Source organism: Brumimicrobium oceani (assembly GCF_003143775.1).
Classification (GTDB): domain Bacteria; phylum Bacteroidota; class Bacteroidia; order Flavobacteriales_D; family Crocinitomicaceae; genus Brumimicrobium; species Brumimicrobium oceani.
The window spans coordinates 79,392-98,635 of sequence record NZ_QFRJ01000011.1 but is presented as its reverse complement, the minus strand read 5'-3'; the positions used below and the strand labels follow the sequence as shown (position 1 = coordinate 98,635).

Below are 19,244 nucleotides of genomic sequence, written 5' to 3'. Positions count from 1 at the left end.
ACACCCAATTCAACAAGCCCGGGTGGCGGAATTGGTAGACGCGCTGGATTCAAAATCCAGTTCTTTCGGGAGTGCGGGTTCGATTCCCGCCCCGGGTACAAAAAGCAGAGTGAGAAACAGAGCGAAAGCGAAGTTTATCCTCTGTTTTTTTTTGAGTTATTGTTTCCTGTTTGAAAAATCTTTAGGGAATGCCTAACAGTTATTTTAGAATGAGAACTAACTGAATTCGGGGAGGCTAAATGTTCATCATCCAGAATTGTGAAGTTTCTCCCATTTTATTCCCTTAAAGTAAAACACCAAAGAGTTATCCGGTTACCGAATGAGTTACTTCTACATTTTTACATTTTATCTTTACTAAGATTAGGTGAATAATTGCTAAGAAATTAAAACTGAATAGAACCCGACTATCCACTCTCTTGTAAAAGGTTTATCTCTTTTTACCGATGACTTAGATTGTCGAAAACCTGAGTCAGTGATTTTAGCTTTATTTATAAGCATTTAGCGCTGGTGATTTTTCATTTTAATTATCTTTATTCTAGTAACATAAAATAATCCATCATGACACTTCAGGAAGTACTATTGTTAATTTTATCGGTTTTTGGGATTTTTGGAATCACCATTATTATAACACGAATTTTTGGATTAAGAACATTCGCTAAAATGTCAAGTTTTGATTTTGCATCAACTATTGCAGTTGGATCCATATTGGCTTCTATAATTTTAAATAACGATCAATCGCTGTTGAAAGGTGGGCTTGCACTAATTACCATAATTGCATTTCAAACCCTTTTTTCTTTCATGGTTAGAAAAATGAATGCCTTTCAAAAATTGTTTACCAATAAACCAGAAGTAATTATGTGGAAAGGTGAGATTTTGTATGGTGCTTTGAAAAAATGTAATGTCGGCGAAGATGATTTGATTGCTAAATTGAGAGAGGCCAATGTTCATGACTTTAGTGAGGTAAAAGCGGTGGTTTTTGAAAGTACAGGAGACGTTTCTGTTTTGCACAATAATGAAAATAAGGAGCTTTCTGAGGATTTATTAAAGAACGTAGAAACTCACGGATTATCATGATAAGATACATAAAATATAACGGTAACGCTATTTCTGGAGGACTCACGGTTGCGATTTTCACCGCACTTGGAGTTGCGCTTTTGGGAAACATCACAGATTATGAGGCAAGAGGGTTGCTAGAAAACTCATTAGAAGGATTAAACAGACTATGTAATACCATCATCTTCGCATCAGGTACAATATTAACTTTGCTTTTAACTTTACTCGGTGTGAGTTTTGGAACAAATAAAAGTTTGAAAGAGCGGCATTACTTCCAAATACTTAAAATTGCCAAATTCGACGTAATTCTTTTTGTTTCTGCACTCATTTTGTATCAATTATTCAACTTTCCAATTTTAGAATCCGATAATGTACCAATTCAATGGTTCAGCGCCATTTATTGGATAACGCTTATTGTAACTTCATTGCTGAGTGGACTGATGATTACCGTAATTTTAATGCTCTATAATACGGTTAAAAGTTTGGTTACAATTATCGGCTTAAATAAAGATCACGAGTTACTTTATTCTGAAAATCTGGAAGAAGAAATCGATGAGGAGAATTCCAACAATGATCGCTAATGTTTATTGATACTTTATTAAATGAGAAGCAATATTTTATACGCTCTATAAACCATAAATTAAAAGATGAAGACTTCAACAATTTCCAAAGGATTTCTATTCGCAGGATTAGCGAATATTTTAGGTGTGCTTACACTCTCAAAATTCTTTACAAACAATGTCCTGATGAATACCCAGCCAGATGTTATGGGATATTTTGGGTTAATCTCAATCATTCTTTGGGGAATGGCTTATGTTGCAGTTCGAAATAAATACCATACTTTACCCGCTTTAGTTGCTGTTTTTTTGATCGAGAAGATTATTTATGTTACTGTTTACATTAATTGGTTTACTTCTAATTCTTTAAGCGCAGTTTATGAACAAGATGCCTTCGCTGGTGTTTTTTATACAATATATGGCGCAAATGACTTTATTTTTGGAGTGTTTTTCGCTGTTGTACTTATCAAATTGTTGGGCAAAAAGGCATAAACTTTCCTGACCGATGAGCTTAAATTCATTTTCAATTCATAAAACAAGACTAAATGTCAATAAAAAACCTTTCTCTCCTCTTTTTATTCCCTTTTCTGTTCAGCTGTTCAATAATCAAGCACAAAGACATTTCTTACTTGGTTGAGGATTCAAAAAATACGGTAAAAAACGAAGAAGTACCTTCAATGAACATTTACCAACCGAAGATTAAAAAGGGTGAAAAAAGTCCAGTTTTAATTTATGTTCATGGTGGAAATTGGAATTCTGGAAAGAAGGAATATTATAACTATTTCGGTAAGAATTTTGCGCGGAAAGGAGTGCTTACCGTTATTCCTGGTTACAACCTTAGTCCGGCTGCCAATTATGATGAAATGACCAAACAAATTGCCGAAGCCATTTCTTGGGTTCAAGAAAATAGTAGTGAATACGGCGGAGATGTTTCTCGTATTTACCTCACTGGACATTCTGCTGGAGGACATTTGGTGGCGTTGGCAACCTTAAATCCAAAGTATGGGATAGCGGAGGAAAGTATCGCTGGAATTATTTTAAATGATGCTGGAGGTCTAGATATGCACAGCTATTTACTAAAGAATCCACCAACTGAGGAAAGTAACTATATCTCAACTTGGACAGAAAACCCTGAGAATTGGAAAGACGCTTCTCCAATCTATTTCTTGTCAGAAAAAAGCCCAAAATTCAAGATTTATTTGGGAAAGAAAACTTACAAATCAATTGATGTTTCGGTGAGAAAATTTACAGTAGAATTGAAGGAATTTCAACCGAATATAAAGTTAGATATGATTAACAAAAGACATATTCCTATGATTCTTCAATACTTTTGGTCTTCAAGTAATCGTTATGATGAAATTTTGGAGTTTATGGAAGAATGATGTTCTGATTAACATTAAAATGATTTATTTTCACTGAATAAACTTGTTATTATGAATGTATATTTAAAATTGTGCCTTATCTTGTTTCCGCTGTGCTCATTTGGACAAATGACCGAAGAGCAAGCCGAAATTATTAATCAAGAGGTGCTCCATTTAGTGAATGACTTTCGTAGTCAGAAAAATGTACCAGCACTCAAAATTGATTCAGATTTAGAAACAGCAGCTAAACTTCAATCAGATTATAGTGCTAAAACCAACGAGTTAACTCATATTCAGTCGAACAACTTTAAGTACAGTACACCAGCAAAACGAGTTGCTATGGTGAAAACTGGTGATCATAAAGCTTTTTATTCAGTAGGGGAAAATGCGGCGTTTACCTCTTTTGAATCAGATAAAATTAATGAGCCCCAATATTTGAATGAAATAGCTGCAGAGCTTTTTGAATCTTGGAAAAACTCTAAAAGTCACCGAAATAACATGCTTAATCCAAACTTTAAATATTATGGTTTTGCGGTTACTATAAGAGAAAAATCAGGAATTATATATGCTATTCAAGTTTTCTCAGAGGAGAGATAAGTGTTTTTCATTAGGGAAAACACTGGCCAATGGGAAGCAATTGTTTGATAACAAATGCTATAACTAGTAGTATATCTCAAGATTTTCATTGATTATTTTTATCTTAATTGGGGCTTTAAACAGCCTTGCACTAATCAAATTAAGAAGAAAATTAAAATTATATTAACAGGAGGCTCAGGAGCCGTAGGACAAAATGTTTTGAATCAATTGTGCGAAAACAAAGATTTAGAAATCGTTGCTTTCGACCAAAAGAATAAACGAACAGAAAAGTTTTATGATGCTTATTCCAATCGAATAAAAGTTCATTATGGCGATATTTCAAAAAGAGTAGATTTAATTGGAATGTCTAAAAATGTTGACTTTGTGATTCATTTGGCGGCAATTATTCCTCCTTTGGCGGGCATTATAATAACAAACCCATCACTGATTTTTCAACACCTTTTGTCTTTCTCTTTTTACAATTTTATCAGATCGATACATGTTGTACCGTGCAATTTTATATTTCAAAGACCCGAATTGATGAAAGAAAATGTAAGATAGAACACCTATTCCAGCAAGTATCATGTAACCAATCAATGCTTTGTTGGCGGCTAAAATGGCACTTAGCTGAATTCCTCGGTAATCCCCTTGCCCTTGGTGATGATTCATTAATGTTGCGTCAAAATAAACTGCTAAATTATTTACACTTTGCCATTGCAATTTATAATGAAGCCAGCTGTAGATTGCTCCAAAAAGTCCAGTAGCAATAAAGGTTCTAAACACCATTACTAATCCAACTGATGGCAACATATCTTGCATTGGTACTTTATCCAAAGTGTAAACCCAAACAGCAATAAACAAACTACTCATCCCATATCCGCTTAAGAATTGTGGGAGAATAAAGCTTTCCACATTAAGTCCGGGAACCATCATAAAATAGAGCATTACCAGGTATAAAACATAAGCTCCAAATCCTGAGAAAATGAACATTTTTAAAGGCATTTTATTCTTCATCCAATACGAAGCTACAAATCCTGCCGCCACCATTCCTGGAAGCAACATTAAGCCTAGTGAAGCATTGGTCATCCAATTATATCTTAAAATAGCGTTGGTGTAAATCGAAACTACAGAACCCGCAGCCATAAACATTCCGAGGAAAGTCATTAAAATCATTCCTGTTCTTACATTTTTTTGTTTAAACAGCTTGAATGAAATGTAAGGTCTTTTCTGTGTATTTTGTCGTGCAACCAACCAAATCATTGTTCCAATGGAAACAACTAAAGAAACTGTTATTGAATCTGAAACAAACCATGCTTGTTGCTTTCCAAACACTAAAACATAGGCCAAACTCATCAATGATGTTGTAAATAACCCTATGCTCAACCAATCAATTTGATAAAACGGCATTTTTCTTTGAAATCGAAGATTGTGCATCACGATAACAGAAACCAAAGCCATCAATAACAATATGGAAGTTGAATAAATATGAATCATTTGCCATGTCATAATTAAAGACAAATTAGAAGCCAAAACACCACCTAATTGCGCTAAAATAATCACTAATGGATAGAAAACAGGATAAAACTTAGCACGGTCACCAGTTGGACTAATGATAAACATTGTTGGAATGATGACTTCAATCATGGCAATCATTTTTGCTGCTCCAAAGAGAAATCCAGCAGCGATAATTACCTCTGCCACCTGTGTTGTTGCAATAGTAAAAGACATTAAGGCCATAATTAATAAAGTAGCGATCATTAATTCTTTTGATCTAAACCTTGCTTTTAATCGCATAACCAGAGGCACGGCAATTGACATTCCAATCGTACTGGCGTAATTCGCCCACATAAAATGCTCTGTCATTAAACCAGTGCTGCTCACCATTAATCCAATATTTCCTGTATATATTGGATTCGCTAGTAAAATGACAACCAACATAATTATAATCAATAGTAGCATTCCTAATTTTGGAACCCAGTCCTTAAATAATCCTTGATTGTACATATTCTATATTGTTATTTTGATTTTAAGCCCACCACATTCGATGGGCATTTTTAATTTAATTTTTTAAACGAAATAATGTTTTGATGAACAATTACTGCATGTAAACATTCACATTCATTCCAGCTTTTAACTTTTCGATAAGCGCGGCATCGTTTCCTTCTGTAAATTCAATTCTCACTGGAATTCTTTGTTGAACTTTTACAAAATTCCCTGAACTATTATCTGTTGGAACCATTGAATAACGTGAGCCAGTAGCACCTGAAATAGCTGTTACAACTCCTTCAAATTCTTTTTCACCTATTGCGTCAGCTGTCATTTTCATTTTCTTACCAACTTCTATGCTTGGCATTTGACTCTCTAAGAAATTCGCAGTAACCCATTTATTATCTTTCTTAATGATTGACCCCACTGGCATTCCAGGTTGTTGCAATAATTGTCCTTCCTGAATTGTTCTTCTCCCCATAATTCCGTCATAAGGTGCTTTTATAACCGTATAGGACAGGTTTAATTTCGCCATGACTAAAGCTGCTTTTGCTCTTTGAATTTCAGCATCGTTTAATGACAATCTACCTTTCACTTCCGTTACAGAAAGTCCAGCAGATTCCTTTTGTCTCATCAATGCTTCATATCCGGCTTTGGCCATATCATATTCTGTTTTCACTTGATCATATTGAAAACGTGTTACTGCTTGAGATTTTACCAAATTTTCATAACGGTCTAGGTTCTTTTGTGCGTTTTCCATTCTTGCTTTTGCTCCAGCTATATTGGAAGCGGTAACATTCACGCTATTGGAAACCGTATTTACAGTTGAAGAAGTTACCCCTTTGGCGGCCAAAGCATTTTCGTATGCAGCTTCTGCTTGGGCAACTTGTGTTAAAATCTCTCTATTGTCGAGTATTATTAAAGTATCTCCTTTTTTCACGTGATCGTGTTCTATAAAACGAATTTCTTTAATGTATGCTGACACTCTTGAGTTCAGCGGATTTATGAATTCTTCCACTTGCGCTGCATTTGTGAAGTTTTTGTCTCCAATATGGAAATAACCTCTTACTAACCAGACAAAACCTCCTGCTATAATTACAAAAACCAAGATGTTTGCAAATAATGTTTTTGCTCTGGTTTTCTTTTTCTTCGCTTGTATTTTGTCATTTGCACGTTCCATAGCTACCTCATTTTGAGCTTCTGAAAGTTCGTTTTCTTTGTTTTTATTTTCTTCTTGAGCCATTTTGTGTTTATGTTATTTTGTTATCTTCTTATTTAATAGTCCTTGATATAAGTTTTTGATTTAGAAAGTTTGCTGATTCGACGCGCTCATTTTTAAAAAGTGAGTGGAAGGCATTCAGCGGACTTTGTAAACAAAAACTAAAGTGTTCCTGTACTTTTTAGTAAATTATAATACTGAAAAAGTACATTCAAGGAAGCATTCGCATATTGCAAGTCTGCTTCTAATTTTGCATTCGTAGCATCTGTCATTTCTGCTGTAATTGCCAATTGATTCAAATATTTTGCTTCTATTATGTTGTAGTTTTCCGTTGCCAAATCTTTTGATTCTTCCATTAATTCGGCTTGTAAAATAGATTCCTTATATTTCACAAAGGCAGCGTTTACACCTATCTCAATATTTTGATTAACATAAGTAAAAGCCTCTTCAGAAACTTCTCTTTGTCTTTCTCCTAATTGAACTTTTCTTTTTGTTTTGTATAAGTTATCAAGATTATAAGTTAAGCTAATTCCGGCTTGATATGTATTGTTGTACAAATCCAAAACAGGAATACTTGTTGTCATTGGGCGTTGCATATTATAACCTCCAAATGCTGAAAGTGCAGGAAACCAATCTGTTTTTGTAATACTGATGTTCTTATCTGCCACTGCAATGTTCATTTTTGCAGATTTTAAGATAGGGTTTTGCTGACGTGCTAAATCAAGATAATAATCCAAATTAGAAATCAGTTTATCTTCAATATCTTCTGTTGGAATAATCAATACATCTTTTGGCAATCCTAAAGAGTAACTCAGTTGATTACTAATAACCGCATGATTATTTTTCATGGTAAGAATGGATTGTTCCAAATTCTTGATCAACAACTCTGCTCTTATCACCTCGTTTCTTGTCACCATTTCTTGGTCATACAAATCATTAATATTCTGCAATCGCACTTCTGAAAGGACTTTATTTTGTTCTAAAACCTTAATTTGATTTAAGATTTTATAGATATCCAAATAATGAGAAGTAATCAAAAACTTAATTTCCTGCTCGTTTTGTCTTAAATCTAAAGTGGCTATTTGGGTTTGTAATTCTGCCATTTCAATTGATTTTTGAATCACCCCTCCTTTGTATAACAATTGCGACGCCTGAACTCCATAAGTGTTCCCAAAGTTTGGCATCTCTACAGCTTGAACATGAGATAAATCTGTATCCAAAATTCTTGCATCACCTAAATAAAAGGCGTTGGCAGATAAAGTTGCACTGGGCAGTCTTTGTTGTTTTACAACACTTGTTTGTTGTTCATACAACTCCACTTTTGATTGGGCTACTTTTAATAATTGGTGATTTTCCAACCCCAACTGTATGGCTTCACTCAATTTTAACTCTTTCTCTGTCTGTTCTTGTGCATTTACAGAAATCCCGAAAGCTGCTAAGCACAATGTAAAAACAAAGTATTTTATATTTCTCATTTGTTTGTTGTTTTATCTTTTTTAAATTAGTTTGATTATTGACAGTTAGATGTCTAACTATTTGGGTAAAAAACCTATTCTATAACCTTACTCATTTTAAAAATCACATTATTCATAATTTCTATTTCCTCATTTGAAATGTCTTGGTACAACTCTTCGAATAGATTTTTTAGAACTGGTCTTACCGTATTTAAAGTCTCCTTTCCGTGACTTGTTAAACTTATAATTTTATTTCTTCGATCTGCAGCATCTTCGGTTCTAATCACTAAATTTCGCTTTTGCATGTTGTCGATAATAGAGGTGAGACTTGCCTTGTTCTTTAAGGTCAGATCAGCAATTTGTTGTTGATTTAAATACTTATGATCAGAGAGGATGAATAGTATTTTTACCATCTCATAAGTAATGTCTAAATCCAATCCTGCAATTTGCTTATGTAAATAATGGCGAACATTAACGCTTAATGTCTGCATATTTTCTAGTAATTTCTTGATGTTTTCCATTTTCTCAGTATTTAACAGGCACGAAGGTAAACGAATATTAGTTAGATATCAAACTAATATTTGAAATTATTTTGAATGTTATTCGTTTTGATCGAATTTTTAGAGACAATATCTTCGGGTACGACTGATTTTATTGCGATAAAGCACTTAAGAACGATATTGTCAATGAATAAAAACAAATACCTAAATTATTTTGTTAATATTAAACTATGAAAATACTTCTCACAGGCGCAACGGGTTATATTGGTAAAAGATTACTTCCTTTATTGGTGGAGCAAGGACATCATGTTGTTTGTTCTGTAAGGGATAAGGCACGGTTTTCCCCGCCGAAGTCATTGGTGGATAAAATTGACGTAATTGAAGTTGATTTGTTAGATGTACCATCACTAAACAATATTCCAAAGGATATTGATGGTGCGTATTATTTGGTGCACTCCATGTCAGCATCTGCCGATTATGCGAAAATGGAAGAGGAGTCTGCAGCGAATTTTCGAGAGGCAATGGATAAAACCAATGTCCAACATGTTGTTTATTTAAGTGGAATTATCAACGAGGATGAATTGTCAAAACACCTTTCTTCAAGGAAAAACGTAGAGCTAGAGTTAGACAAAGGAAAGTATAACAATACTACATTGCGAGCTGGAATAATCATAGGTTCTGGCAGTGCCTCTTTTGAAATTATTCGAGATTTAGTGGAAAAGCTTCCCTATATGATTACGCCCAAATGGTTGAACACCCGTTGTCAGCCCATTGGAATTTCAGATGTACTCCAATTTTTATCTCAAACATTGTATGTAGAAGAAACGTACAATCGTAATTTCGATATTGGAGGACCAGATATCTTAACTTACAAGGAAATGTTGTTGGGTTTTGCGAAAGTGCGAGGCTTAAAAAGAACAATTCACACCGTTCCTATTATGACTCCAAAACTATCTAGTTATTGGTTGTACTTTGTGACTTCTACATCTTATCGATTGGCTTCCGCTTTGGTGAACAGCATGAAAATAGAGGTCGTTTGTCGGGATCATAAGATTAATGAAATTTTGGACATCACTCCAATAACTTACATCGAGGCCTTGAATAAGGCATTTGCAAAAATAGAAAGTAACGAAATCGTTTCTAGTTGGAAAGATGCCTATTCGAGTAGTGGATTAAAAAGTCATATTTCAGATTATGTTCAAGTGCCAACATTTGGTTGTTTTAGAGATGTGAGAGCAATGGAATATGTAGACAGGCAAAAGTGCATTGAGAAGGTTTGGAGTATTGGAGGAATTAACGGCTGGTATTTTGGGAATTTCCTTTGGAAAATTCGAGGCTTTTTGGATAAACTGGTCGGTGGTCCTGGTTTAAGACGTGGAAGAACAAATCTCGATTCTATTAACGTGGGTGATTCTCTTGATTTTTGGCGCGTTCTTTATGCAGATAAAGAAGAAGGAAGATTATTGCTCGGAGCCGAAATGAAATTACCTGGAGAAGCTTGGCTTGAATTTAAAATTGAAGGCGATCAATTAAAGCAAACTGCAACTTTTCGACCATTGGGAATAGGTGGGCGATTGTATTGGTACGCTGTTTTACCTTTTCATGGGTTAATTTTTAATGGAATGTTGAAAAGTTTGACCAATGGAGAAGTTAAATAGAGGCGGAATGCATCCAGTTCGTATAATGGTCGGGTAATCTATATTTTTTGTTGCTTAGTTACCTTGTTTTTTACAAGAATTTTCAACCGAAACCTTGGAAAAAGAGCGTGTTTTTAAGCAAATCTTAAATTTCTACGCTCATTATTTTTCCGGCGGGTAAAATCCTAAGCTGTAGCGTTAAAAGTAATTGGTCTCGTTACAAATTTTAAGTTTTTTGATTGAACATCAAGTCAAATTATCATCCAAACGATTAGGAAAAACTTTGTGTTACAGCTGTGAAAATTTATGCTAATCTATCTTTTGGTAAAGCCTGTAAAACTCTAAAAAAGGTTAAAAACACCTGTATTTTCGGGCTTTCTGTGAAATACTGTTAAGATTAAAAAATATCCTCTGCAAAGTTTGTACATTGCCTCAGCTAGTAAAAGTAACAAAGACATACGAATTAAAATTTATCAATTAAAAAAACAAAAAATCACATTATGAAAAAGATTTTATTTTTAACAACACTTTTAGCCTCGTCGGTATTTTATTCATCAGCCCAAGATAGAGATGCACTAAAACTCTTAATTAAAGGAGGTGCTACGGCATCTAATGTTTATGACTCAGAAGGAGAAGAATTTGAAGCAGATATGAGATTGGGATATACAGCAGGATTAGGATTAGAAATTCCAATCGGTACTCTTTTAGGAATCCACCCAGAGGTTTTGGTTACTCAAAAAGGATTTAAGGGGAGTGGAAGTTTATTAGGCGCAGATTATAGCTATAAAAAAACTTCGACCTTTTTAGAAATCCCGGTTTTAGTAGCCTTGAAGCCTTTTGAATTCTTATCAATTGTAGCAGGTCCTCAATTCGCCTATTTAATGAGCGAAAGAAATGAGTTTGATGCGGGTATTGGTTTTGACCAAGAGGAACAATTTGAAAATGACAATATCAGAAAGAATATTTTAGGATTTGTGGGTGGAATTAATTTGAATTTTAACCATGTAACAATTGGAGGCCGAGTAGGGTTTGACTTCCAAAATAACAGGGGAGACGGAACAGCAGATACTCCGAGGTATAAAAATACTTGGGGACAGTTAACCATTGGATATAGATTCTACTAGGAGGAGACCAAATAAAAATAGTACTAAGACGGGATTTCGAAAGATTTCCCGTTTTGTCTTTTTTAGTAATAGCTGATGAATTACAGGGCTTCAAACTCTGTTAGAAATGAAAAAACCCACAACTTTTCAGCTGTGGGTTTTCTTTTGCGGAGAAAGAGGGATTCGAACCCCCGATACCTCTCGGTATGCTGGTTTTCAAGACCAGTGCATTCAACCGCTCTGCCATTTCTCCGGGGCAAAGATACTCACATATATTTTTCTGACAAGGGTAAAATGAATCTTTTTTTAAACTTTTTTTCTTTCGGCTGATATTCAGTAGTTAAGGTTTTGAAATAATTTCACTTTGCTCTTTAATCGTTACATTATAGTCAACAAAGTTTATTTTTTTGCTGAAAACCCTAAATTTGCATAGATTTATACTTTTATTTCAACAAAAAAATATGAAGAATCCATTTTTGATATTATTAATCTCTTTATTCGTTGGTACGGCGGCGTTTGGTCAAGATAAAAACCTTAAAGCCTTTTTAAGTGAAGGACAGTTTTATGCTCCTGAAGCTGGCAACTATGTTGAAATACAATTAAATTTTGTTGGGTACAGCTTAGCTTATATAAACAGAGCAGATGAGGTTTTTGCGGAATTAGAAATTAGCCAAGTGTTTTCTCAAAATGACACCGTTGTTGTTGCAGATAAGTATTTACTAAAAAGTCCGTTGGTGGTAGATAGCATCGTTGAAGATTTTCATGATATCCAGAAATACTTATTAAAACCTGGGAAGTACAGATATGATTTGGTAATACGAGATGTTAATTCTACACAGGAGCCAACATCTGTTTCTAAGATGATAAAAATTGAAGATATGTCTGCTGAGTTGGGATTTTCGTCTTTTATCGCTGCCGAGTCTATAAGGGCTAATCCTCCAATGCAATCTTTGTTTACGAAAATTGGCTACGATGTGGTACCTATGGTTGGCGATTATTATCCAACGGAAATTCAAAACTTACTTTATTACACAGAAGTTTACAACACGGATTCTGCTTTAGAAGACTCAGTTTACGTTGTAGAACAGAAAGTTATTGGCAGAGATGTTCGTCTTGATTTAGAAGAATACACACGCTATTTCAGGTACGAATCAACAGAAATTCAGCCTGTTGCCAAAGTGGTTGATATCAGTATGTTGCCCACTGGTGCTTACACTTTAGAATTGAATTTGTTGAGTCGTGATAAAAAGATATTAGCCAGATCGGCCTTTGATTTTGATAGAAACAACACGGAAGAAGTAAATGCTTTGTCTTACGAATCTGTAGTTTTAGATCCCGCCTTTGAGGAGAGTATACCTCAGGATTCTATTGGTTATTATGTAGCTAGTTTAATTCCTATTTCGAGACAAGGTGAAGTGAAAAACATCATTCGCATTTTAAAAGAAAAAGACAGTGTTCAGAATATGCGATATTTACAAGCTTTCTGGAAACAAACTTCACCAAGCCGACCATTTGAAAGTTGGATGAAATATAAAGCGCAAGTAGACAATGTAGAGAAACTTTTTGCAACAAATTATCAAGCCGGTTTTGAAACAGATCGAGGTCGTGTTTTCTTGGAATACGGAGCTCCGAGCACTGTAATTGAACAACCTTCTTCACCTTCAGAATATCCTTACGAGATTTGGCAATACGACAAAATTAATCAGTATTCCAACAGAAGATTTATTTTCTATAGCAAAACAAATTTAAGCCACGACTATGTGTTGTTGCACAGTGATATGATTGGCGAACTTCAAAATTACAGATGGCAATACGCTTTAAATAAGAGAAACACGCCAGATAATAATTTAGATGACCCTACAGGAGGAGCAAATCCTCATTTTGGTGGAAACTCTTCTCGTTATTACAATAGTTACTGATAAAAAACTAACATTTGAAAACTGCTGTTGTAATTCTCAATTGGAATGGATTGTCTTTTTTGAAACAATTCCTACCTACTTTAATTCAAAATACTTCTGACGCAACGATTGTTGTCGTGGATAATCAATCTACAGATGAAAGTTTGAATTATCTTAGGGCACATCATCCTGAAGTTGAAATTATTGTCAATAAAAGTAATGGTGGTTTTGCGAAAGGCTACAACGATGGTTTAAAGCAATTAAAAGGTCGCTTCGAATACTATGTTTTGATCAATTCTGATATTGAAGTCACACCGAATTGGTTGGGAGCTTTGGTTGAAAAGCTAGAAAATAATCCAGAAATTGCAGGTGTTCAACCAAAAGTTTTATCATTTCACAAGAAAACACACTTCGAACACGCTGGAGCAAGTGGCGGATTTATCGATAAAAATTATTATCCATTTTGTAGAGGAAGAATTTTCGATGAAGTAGAGGAGGATAAAAATCAATATGATAACGACAAAGAAGTTTTCTGGACAACTGGCGCATGTATGCTTGTGCGTTCAAAAGTTTACCATGAGTTAGGTGGCTTGGATGAAGATTTCTTCGCTCACATGGAGGAAATTGATTTTTGTTGGCGTGCGAAAAAACAGAATCATTCGTTTTATGTAGTTCCTGCTTCACAAGTTTATCATGTGGGCGGTGGGACATTAAACTATGAAAATCCGAGGAAGACATTTTTGAATTTCAGAAATAGCTTGTACATGATTCATAAGAATCACGTGGGTTGGCTTTTCGGAAAGGTCTTTTACCGCATGATTTTAGATGGAATAGCCGCTGTTAAGTATTTAGCTGGTTTTCAGTTTAAACATGTTTTTGCCATTTTGAAAGCACATGGAGCATATTACGGAAGCATTTCTGTGCTGAATAAAAAACGTAAACAACTTCAGCAAGAAAGTACTGAGTATAACAAAGCAGGCTTTTACAAGGCCTCTTTATTATGGGCTTATTTCTTTAAAAGAATCAAGAAGTTTGAAGGATTGAATAAACGTTTTTTTGTCGATTAAGTAGCGGGGATTTATCTTTTTAAATCAACTTTTTAAAATAATCCAACGCTAATTCATATCCCATCATTCCAAATCCAAATATACAACCTGCCGCCACAGGGCTAATTAAGCTTTCATGTCTGAATGATTCTCTAGCCGAAATGTTAGAAATATGAACTTCCACCACTGGGGTTTCGATAGCAGAAACAGCATCGCGAATAGCTACTGAAGTGTGCGTATATCCGCCAGCATTGAGAATAATTCCATCGACTTTCGCATTGTGTAAAGCATTAATAATTTCTCCTTCAACATTATTTTGAAAAACAGAAATAGTTATGCCGTCTTTTTGAATTTCTTGAATGTATTCTTCAAAGCTGATGTCTCCATATATGGAAGGCTGTCGTTTTCCAAGAAGATTTAAGTTGGGGCCGTTGATGATTAAAATTTCCATGAGCTATTTCTTTACTTCGTTACAATATTAAGAAAAATCTGCTAATTGGATAGGGAGAAGTTTTTCAATGGATACAACTATATGGTTATCCATTTAAATCGCAATAAGTAATTTCGCTTAAATCTATTTATCCTTTATTGTGAGAAGCTTTGATAATAAAAAGATTAAAAGAGATCCTTCCCTTAGAAAAATAATTTTTTTTCAAGGTTCAGGATGATCGTTTCATAAGGGGGGGCAATCAAAAATCAGGGTTTGTCATTCTGTTGTGAAAATAAGAAAATCTCAGTTTTTTACTTTGCGAAGGATATGTTTTGATTTGTTCCAATTCATAACAAGAATATAGGGTGTTGATTATCAATACAAAGTCATGAACTTGGAAGTAAAGTAAATTGGCTGTCACAATCTGCGACTTAAAAGGATAACCCTATACAATTATAATTTCTTAAATTCATCCCGTGAATCAGTGGTCAATATATAATCGAGATTTTGTGAATTATCTCAAGATAGAAAGAGGGTTAGCGGAAAACTCCATTTTTGCCTATCAGCGAGATTTAGAAAAACTAAGCGAATTTTGTATCGCGAGATCCATTTCTCCAAAAGAAGTCAATTTAGAAAATCTTAAACAGTTTTTGGCGGATCTATACGATTTGGGATTGTCTGCGCGTTCTCAAGCAAGAGTAATTAGTGGGATAAAGCAGTTTTTTGATTTTATGGTTTTGGAGGGAGTGAGACAAGAGGACCCCAGTAGTTTGTTGGAATTGCCAAAAATAGGAATGAAACTGCCTGTTTTCTTAAGTATTGCAGAAATTGATGAAATGATAGCTGCTATTGATTTGAGTAAGCCCGAAGGTCACAGAAATAAAGCAATGCTAGAAACATTATACAGTTGTGGTTTGCGTGTGAGTGAATTAATTAACCTAAAGTTTTCCAATATCTTTTTTCAGCAGGGCTTTATTCGGGTAATTGGAAAAGGGAATAAGGAAAGACTAGTTCCTGTTAGTCCATCGGTTGAAAAGGAAATCGGTATTTATGTTTCAGGAACAAGAAACCACATGAATATCCAGAAGGGACATGAGGATTTTGTGTTTCTCAATCGAAGAGGGAAGCAATTAACACGGGTCATGATTTTTACAATTGTAAAGAATTTAGCGTTGTCAATAGGATTGAAGAAAAAAGTGAGTCCACACACATTTCGCCATTCTTTTGCTACGCATTTAATTGAGGGTGGAGCTAATTTAAGGGCCATTCAAGAAATGTTGGGACATGAATCCATCACAACCACAGAAATTTATACGCATTTAGATCAATCTTTTATTCGAGAAGCAATAATAAGTTATCATCCGAGGAATAAAAAATAATGGTGGAGATGCAATGCATTACGTCTCCACCATTATAAAATCAAATCGTCCGTGCATCTCATTTTTTATTCGCAGTTGTCGTCTATAATTATTATTTTTGAGGAAAAATATAACTATGGGATGTTCAAGTTGTGGATCTGGAGGAGGAATTCCTCGCGGATGCAAAAGTAATGGAACCTGTAGCTCTGGAGGATGCAATAAACTTGGCGTTTTCGACTGGCTTGCAAACATGCAATTGCCTAGCGGAAAGAGTCAATTTGATATAGTTGAGATACGATTTAAAAATAGTCGAAAATCTTTTTTTAGGAATTTAAAAGGATTCGATTTAAATGTTGGCGACGTTGTTGTCGTTGAGGCAAGCCCTGGCTATGATGTTGGGGTTATTTCAGTTGTAGGAGAACTTTCCAGAATACAGCTTCAAAAAAAAGCACCAAACTTTAAGGCTCACGAAGCACGAAAAATTATTCGTCATGCTTCACAAGAGGATATTGATAAATGGGTGGCTGCGCGTAAAAAAGAAGAAAGTGTGATGCATAAAGCACGCGAAATGGCGATTGCCTTAAAACTCGATATGAAAATATCTGATGTTGAATACCAAGGCGATGGCTCTAAAGCGACTTTCTATTATACAGCAAATGGTCGTGTAGATTTTCGTCAATTGATTAAAGATATGGCGGAAAATTTCCGTGTACGTATCGAAATGCGACAAATTGGTGCACGTCAAGAATCTGCCCGTTTGGGTGGAATAGGTTCTTGCGGACGAGAATTGTGTTGTTCTACTTGGTTAACCGATTTCCGTTCTGTAAGCACAAGTGCAGCGAGGTATCAGCAACTTTCTTTGAACCCGCAAAAACTTGCAGGACAATGTGGAAAGCTGAAGTGTTGTTTAAATTATGAATTGGATGCTTACATTGATGAATTGAAGAGTTTTCCATCCACGGAAATTAAGCTCTACTCTAAAAAGGGAACAGGAATTCATATTAAAACTGACGTTTTTAAACGTTTGATGTGGTATTTACACCAAACAGATGATAAGTCTGGTCCTGGTTTAGTTGCACTTTCTCCTGAGCGTGCTAAGGAGATTATTGCAATGAATAAGGAGAAGAAAAAACCGGAAGATCTGAAAGACTTCGATCAAGCTACGTTTGAAACAAAAGCACCAGAAACACCAGATTATTCTAATGTTGTTGGACAAGATGATTTAAATCGTTTTGATAAAAAGTTCACGAAAAAGAAAAAACGTAAACCAGCAAAGAAAAAAGCTTCTGCGAATGCGAATACTGGAGCTAAAGGAAATAAACCAAAACCACAACAAGCAAAGGACAATAAGGCTAAAGACGCTAAGCCATTAGGGAATAAACCAAAAGCTAAAGGGAAAAAGCCTGTAAGAAAAAATCCGAATCAGAAGCCTGTTAAGGATGGACAGACGGGTGATGTAAAGTCTGCGGAAAAAAAGCCACAAGGCAGAAAACCGGCAAAACGAAAGCCTCAGAATAAACCTAAATCAGCAGAAGGTGCAAAACCAAACAGCAAGGCAGAAGGGACAGGTTCAACGGATAAGAAGCCGAATGAGCAAAAGCCAAGACCAAAGAAAAAGCGTCCACCTCGTAAACCGAATGGTGATAAAAAACCAACGAATAATGGAGATAAAAACAATGAGAAAAGTAGTTAAACGATTTTCTTTTATTGCTGCGTTTGCGTTGATGGCTTTTTTACAAAGTTGTGGCGAAAATCCTTATTTTGATGAATCTTATAGCTTTGATGATACTTCATGGGACAAAGGAGATACGGCGGTATTTAAGGTTGAAGTGGAGGACACCTTAACAAGGCGCGATTTTATTTTGTCTTTGAGAACATCAAAAGACTACTTGTACAGTAATTTGTGGATTTACATCATGATAACAGCTCCCGACGGAACAACTTCGAAGGTGGCACAGAAAATACCCATGGCAAGACCAAATGGTTCGTGGATTGGAAAGGTGTCTGGCACAATTGTAGAAAGTAATCTTCGCTTTGACTCTAAAGCTTTTCCAATAAAAGGAGAGTATGTTTTTGAAATGGTGAATGCCACACAGCAAGAATCTATTACTGATGTTTTGGATATTGGATTGAGGGTGGAGTAGTGGCGTTTTGTGTTGTATGGGCAATGTTGGGGCGATTTGGGTAGGGGCGATTTGGGTAGGGGCGATTTGTGTAAGGGCGATTTGCAAATCGCCCTTACACAAATTACTACCCTAACTGCATCTCTGGAACATTATCCGGTACAATCAACTTTCCTTCAGTAGCCTTTTGAATCTCTTCAACTGTAACTCCTGGCGCACGTTCAATCAAATGAAACGCTCCGTCTTTTACTTCAATGTATGCTAGATTCGTAACGATTTTTGTAACACAATTTACACCAGTTAATGGAAGTGAACATTCTTTTAAAAGTTTAGATTCACCTTTTTTGTTGGTGTGCATCATGGCAACGATAATATTTTCAGCAGAACCTACTAAGTCCATTGCACCACCCATTCCTTTTACCATTTTTCCTGGGATTTTCCAGTTGGCGATGTCACCATTTGCAGCAACTTCCATTGCTCCAAGAACGGTTAATTGAACATGCTGCCCTCTAATCATTCCAAAAGAAAGTGAGGAATCGAAAAATACCGCTCCAGGTTTCGCTGTGATGGTTTGTTTTCCGGCGTTAATTAAATCTGCATCTTCTTCTCCTTCGAAAGGAAAATTACCCATTCCAAGAATTCCATTTTCTGACTGAAATTCAACTTCAATTCCTTCAGGAACATAATTGGCAACCAATGTTGGAATACCAATTCCTAAATTCACATAAAAACCATCTTCTAATTCCTGTGCAATTCGCTTTGCAATTCCAATTTTATCTAGTGCCATATTTTTTCTATTTTGATCTTTAATTTACCAACATCAAATATAAGCGATTTCTTTTGTTTTTGGGGTGGATTATGACTGAAAACTGAATCCATGGAATTTTGATTATTTTCTGAATGGCAATAGGGCGGATTATTGTTTTTTAAAATCGAGTTTAAA

General features: G+C 35.2%; 19 protein-coding genes and 2 tRNA genes. 14 read left to right on the top strand and 7 right to left on the bottom strand.

Annotated elements, in window-relative coordinates; translation table 11 throughout:
- Positions 1-16 precede the first annotated feature (16 nt).
- The 7 genes from DIT68_RS12925 (at position 17) to DIT68_RS16705 (ending at position 4,108) form a co-directional block, all read left to right on the top strand.
- A tRNA-Leu gene (locus DIT68_RS12925) sits at positions 17-98 on the top strand.
- Positions 99-558: 460 nt separating this feature from the next.
- A complete protein-coding gene (locus DIT68_RS12920) occupies positions 559-1,074 on the top strand; it encodes a DUF421 domain-containing protein (protein WP_109360230.1) in 516 nt (171 codons plus the stop codon).
- Positions 1,071-1,634 (top strand): hypothetical protein, encoded by a 564-nt coding sequence (locus DIT68_RS12915; RefSeq protein ID WP_109360229.1) that lies wholly within the window; start codon positions 1,071-1,073, stop codon positions 1,632-1,634. Before DIT68_RS12920 ends, DIT68_RS12915 begins: the two co-directional genes overlap by 4 nt.
- A 66-nt stretch (positions 1,635-1,700) precedes the next feature.
- A complete protein-coding gene (locus DIT68_RS12910; protein WP_109360228.1) occupies positions 1,701-2,102 on the top strand; it encodes a hypothetical protein in 402 nt (133 codons plus the stop codon).
- A gap of 53 nt (positions 2,103-2,155) precedes the next feature.
- A complete protein-coding gene (locus DIT68_RS12905) occupies positions 2,156-2,992 on the top strand; it encodes an alpha/beta hydrolase (RefSeq protein WP_109360227.1) in 837 nt (278 codons plus the stop codon).
- A gap of 51 nt (positions 2,993-3,043) precedes the next feature.
- The gene (locus tag DIT68_RS12900) at positions 3,044-3,568 is read left to right on the top strand and encodes a CAP domain-containing protein (RefSeq protein WP_109360226.1); all 525 of its coding nucleotides are present in this window, start codon (positions 3,044-3,046) and stop codon (positions 3,566-3,568) included.
- A gap of 81 nt (positions 3,569-3,649) precedes the next feature.
- On the top strand, positions 3,650-4,108 hold the full coding sequence (locus DIT68_RS16705) for an NAD-dependent epimerase/dehydratase family protein (protein WP_109360225.1): 459 nt from the start codon (positions 3,650-3,652) through the stop codon (positions 4,106-4,108).
- Here DIT68_RS16705 and DIT68_RS16200 read toward each other — a convergent pair.
- The 4 genes from DIT68_RS16200 to DIT68_RS12880 all read right to left on the bottom strand — a co-directional run bounded on the left by DIT68_RS16200 (position 3,989) and on the right by DIT68_RS12880 (position 8,727).
- A complete protein-coding gene (locus DIT68_RS16200) occupies positions 3,989-5,551 on the bottom strand; it encodes an efflux MFS transporter permease (RefSeq protein WP_146194217.1) in 1,563 nt (520 codons plus the stop codon). The genes DIT68_RS16705 and DIT68_RS16200 overlap by 120 nt on opposite strands.
- Positions 5,552-5,642: 91 nt before the next feature.
- Entirely contained in the window at positions 5,643-6,776 is a 1,134-nt protein-coding gene (locus tag DIT68_RS12890; RefSeq protein WP_109360224.1) for an HlyD family secretion protein, read from the bottom strand.
- A 137-nt stretch (positions 6,777-6,913) separates the two neighbouring features.
- The gene (locus DIT68_RS12885; protein WP_109360223.1) at positions 6,914-8,227 is read right to left on the bottom strand and encodes a TolC family protein; all 1,314 of its coding nucleotides are present in this window, start codon (positions 8,225-8,227) and stop codon (positions 6,914-6,916) included.
- Positions 8,228-8,301: 74 nt separating this feature from the next.
- Positions 8,302-8,727 carry a MarR family winged helix-turn-helix transcriptional regulator gene (locus DIT68_RS12880; RefSeq protein WP_109360222.1) on the bottom strand — a complete coding sequence of 142 codons (426 nt, stop codon included), beginning with the start codon at positions 8,725-8,727 and terminating at the stop codon, positions 8,302-8,304.
- Positions 8,728-8,936: 209 nt separating this feature from the next.
- On the opposite strand from DIT68_RS12880, the gene DIT68_RS12875 reads away from it, so the two are divergent.
- Both DIT68_RS12875 and DIT68_RS12870 read left to right on the top strand, forming a co-directional pair.
- A complete protein-coding gene (locus tag DIT68_RS12875; protein WP_109360221.1) occupies positions 8,937-10,364 on the top strand; it encodes an SDR family oxidoreductase in 1,428 nt (475 codons plus the stop codon).
- 479 nt (positions 10,365-10,843) lie between these two features.
- Positions 10,844-11,467 (top strand): porin family protein, encoded by a 624-nt coding sequence (locus tag DIT68_RS12870; RefSeq protein ID WP_109360220.1) that lies wholly within the window; start codon positions 10,844-10,846, stop codon positions 11,465-11,467.
- 147 nt (positions 11,468-11,614) lie between these two features.
- On the opposite strand, the gene DIT68_RS12865 is transcribed toward DIT68_RS12870, so the two are convergent.
- A tRNA-Ser gene (locus DIT68_RS12865) sits at positions 11,615-11,699 on the bottom strand.
- Between the two features lie 208 nt (positions 11,700-11,907).
- On the opposite strand from DIT68_RS12865, the gene DIT68_RS12860 reads away from it, so the two are divergent.
- Both DIT68_RS12860 and DIT68_RS12855 read left to right on the top strand, forming a co-directional pair.
- On the top strand, positions 11,908-13,365 hold the full coding sequence (locus DIT68_RS12860) for a GWxTD domain-containing protein (protein WP_109360219.1): 1,458 nt from the start codon (positions 11,908-11,910) through the stop codon (positions 13,363-13,365).
- Between the two features lie 14 nt (positions 13,366-13,379).
- Positions 13,380-14,411 (top strand): glycosyltransferase family 2 protein, encoded by a 1,032-nt coding sequence (locus DIT68_RS12855; protein ID WP_109360218.1) that lies wholly within the window; start codon positions 13,380-13,382, stop codon positions 14,409-14,411.
- A 19-nt stretch (positions 14,412-14,430) separates the two neighbouring features.
- Here DIT68_RS12855 and aroQ read toward each other — a convergent pair whose 3' ends face one another.
- Positions 14,431-14,841 (bottom strand): type II 3-dehydroquinate dehydratase, encoded by a 411-nt coding sequence (aroQ, locus tag DIT68_RS12850; RefSeq protein WP_109360217.1) that lies wholly within the window; start codon positions 14,839-14,841, stop codon positions 14,431-14,433.
- A 455-nt stretch (positions 14,842-15,296) separates the two neighbouring features.
- Here aroQ and xerD point away from each other — a divergent pair, with 455 nt between their 5' ends.
- The 3 genes from xerD to DIT68_RS12835 all read left to right on the top strand — a co-directional run bounded on the left by xerD (position 15,297) and on the right by DIT68_RS12835 (position 18,322).
- Complete coding sequence (xerD, locus tag DIT68_RS12845; RefSeq protein ID WP_109360216.1) at positions 15,297-16,199, top strand: site-specific tyrosine recombinase XerD; 903 nt, start codon at positions 15,297-15,299, stop codon at positions 16,197-16,199.
- Positions 16,200-16,314: 115 nt separating this feature from the next.
- Positions 16,315-17,871: a PSP1 domain-containing protein gene (locus DIT68_RS12840; RefSeq protein ID WP_109360215.1), complete on the top strand. Its 1,557-nt coding sequence runs from the start codon at positions 16,315-16,317 to the stop codon at positions 17,869-17,871.
- Positions 17,855-18,322: a gliding motility lipoprotein GldH gene (locus DIT68_RS12835; RefSeq protein WP_158276188.1), complete on the top strand. Its 468-nt coding sequence runs from the start codon at positions 17,855-17,857 to the stop codon at positions 18,320-18,322. Before DIT68_RS12840 ends, DIT68_RS12835 begins: the two co-directional genes overlap by 17 nt.
- Before the next feature lie 106 nt (positions 18,323-18,428).
- On the opposite strand, the gene DIT68_RS12830 is transcribed toward DIT68_RS12835, so the two are convergent.
- The gene (locus DIT68_RS12830) at positions 18,429-19,088 is read right to left on the bottom strand and encodes a 3-oxoacid CoA-transferase subunit B (protein WP_109360213.1); all 660 of its coding nucleotides are present in this window, start codon (positions 19,086-19,088) and stop codon (positions 18,429-18,431) included.
- Positions 19,089-19,244 lie beyond the last annotated feature (156 nt).

What these genes read in the sequence shown, in the direction of transcription:
- DIT68_RS12920 (WP_109360230.1), top strand. Translation starts at nt 559, where the DNA reads ATGACACTTCAGGAAGTACTATTGTTAATTTTATCGGTTTTTGGGATT.
- DIT68_RS12915 (WP_109360229.1), top strand. Translation starts at nt 1,071, where the DNA reads ATGATAAGATACATAAAATATAACGGTAACGCTATTTCTGGAGGACTC.
- DIT68_RS12910 (WP_109360228.1), top strand. Translation starts at nt 1,701, where the DNA reads ATGAAGACTTCAACAATTTCCAAAGGATTTCTATTCGCAGGATTAGCG.
- DIT68_RS12905 (WP_109360227.1), top strand. Translation starts at nt 2,156, where the DNA reads ATGTCAATAAAAAACCTTTCTCTCCTCTTTTTATTCCCTTTTCTGTTC.
- DIT68_RS12900 (WP_109360226.1), top strand. Translation starts at nt 3,044, where the DNA reads ATGAATGTATATTTAAAATTGTGCCTTATCTTGTTTCCGCTGTGCTCA.
- DIT68_RS16200 (WP_146194217.1), bottom strand. Translation starts at nt 5,551, where the DNA reads ATGTACAATCAAGGATTATTTAAGGACTGGGTTCCAAAATTAGGAATG.
- DIT68_RS12890 (WP_109360224.1), bottom strand. Translation starts at nt 6,776, where the DNA reads ATGGCTCAAGAAGAAAATAAAAACAAAGAAAACGAACTTTCAGAAGCT.
- DIT68_RS12885 (WP_109360223.1), bottom strand. Translation starts at nt 8,227, where the DNA reads ATGAGAAATATAAAATACTTTGTTTTTACATTGTGCTTAGCAGCTTTC.
- DIT68_RS12880 (WP_109360222.1), bottom strand. Translation starts at nt 8,727, where the DNA reads ATGGAAAACATCAAGAAATTACTAGAAAATATGCAGACATTAAGCGTT.
- DIT68_RS12875 (WP_109360221.1), top strand. Translation starts at nt 8,937, where the DNA reads ATGAAAATACTTCTCACAGGCGCAACGGGTTATATTGGTAAAAGATTA.
- DIT68_RS12870 (WP_109360220.1), top strand. Translation starts at nt 10,844, where the DNA reads ATGAAAAAGATTTTATTTTTAACAACACTTTTAGCCTCGTCGGTATTT.
- DIT68_RS12860 (WP_109360219.1), top strand. Translation starts at nt 11,908, where the DNA reads ATGAAGAATCCATTTTTGATATTATTAATCTCTTTATTCGTTGGTACG.
- aroQ (WP_109360217.1), bottom strand. Translation starts at nt 14,841, where the DNA reads ATGGAAATTTTAATCATCAACGGCCCCAACTTAAATCTTCTTGGAAAA.
- DIT68_RS12840 (WP_109360215.1), top strand. Translation starts at nt 16,315, where the DNA reads ATGGGATGTTCAAGTTGTGGATCTGGAGGAGGAATTCCTCGCGGATGC.
- DIT68_RS12835 (WP_158276188.1), top strand. Translation starts at nt 17,855, where the DNA reads ATGAGAAAAGTAGTTAAACGATTTTCTTTTATTGCTGCGTTTGCGTTG.
- DIT68_RS12830 (WP_109360213.1), bottom strand. Translation starts at nt 19,088, where the DNA reads ATGGCACTAGATAAAATTGGAATTGCAAAGCGAATTGCACAGGAATTA.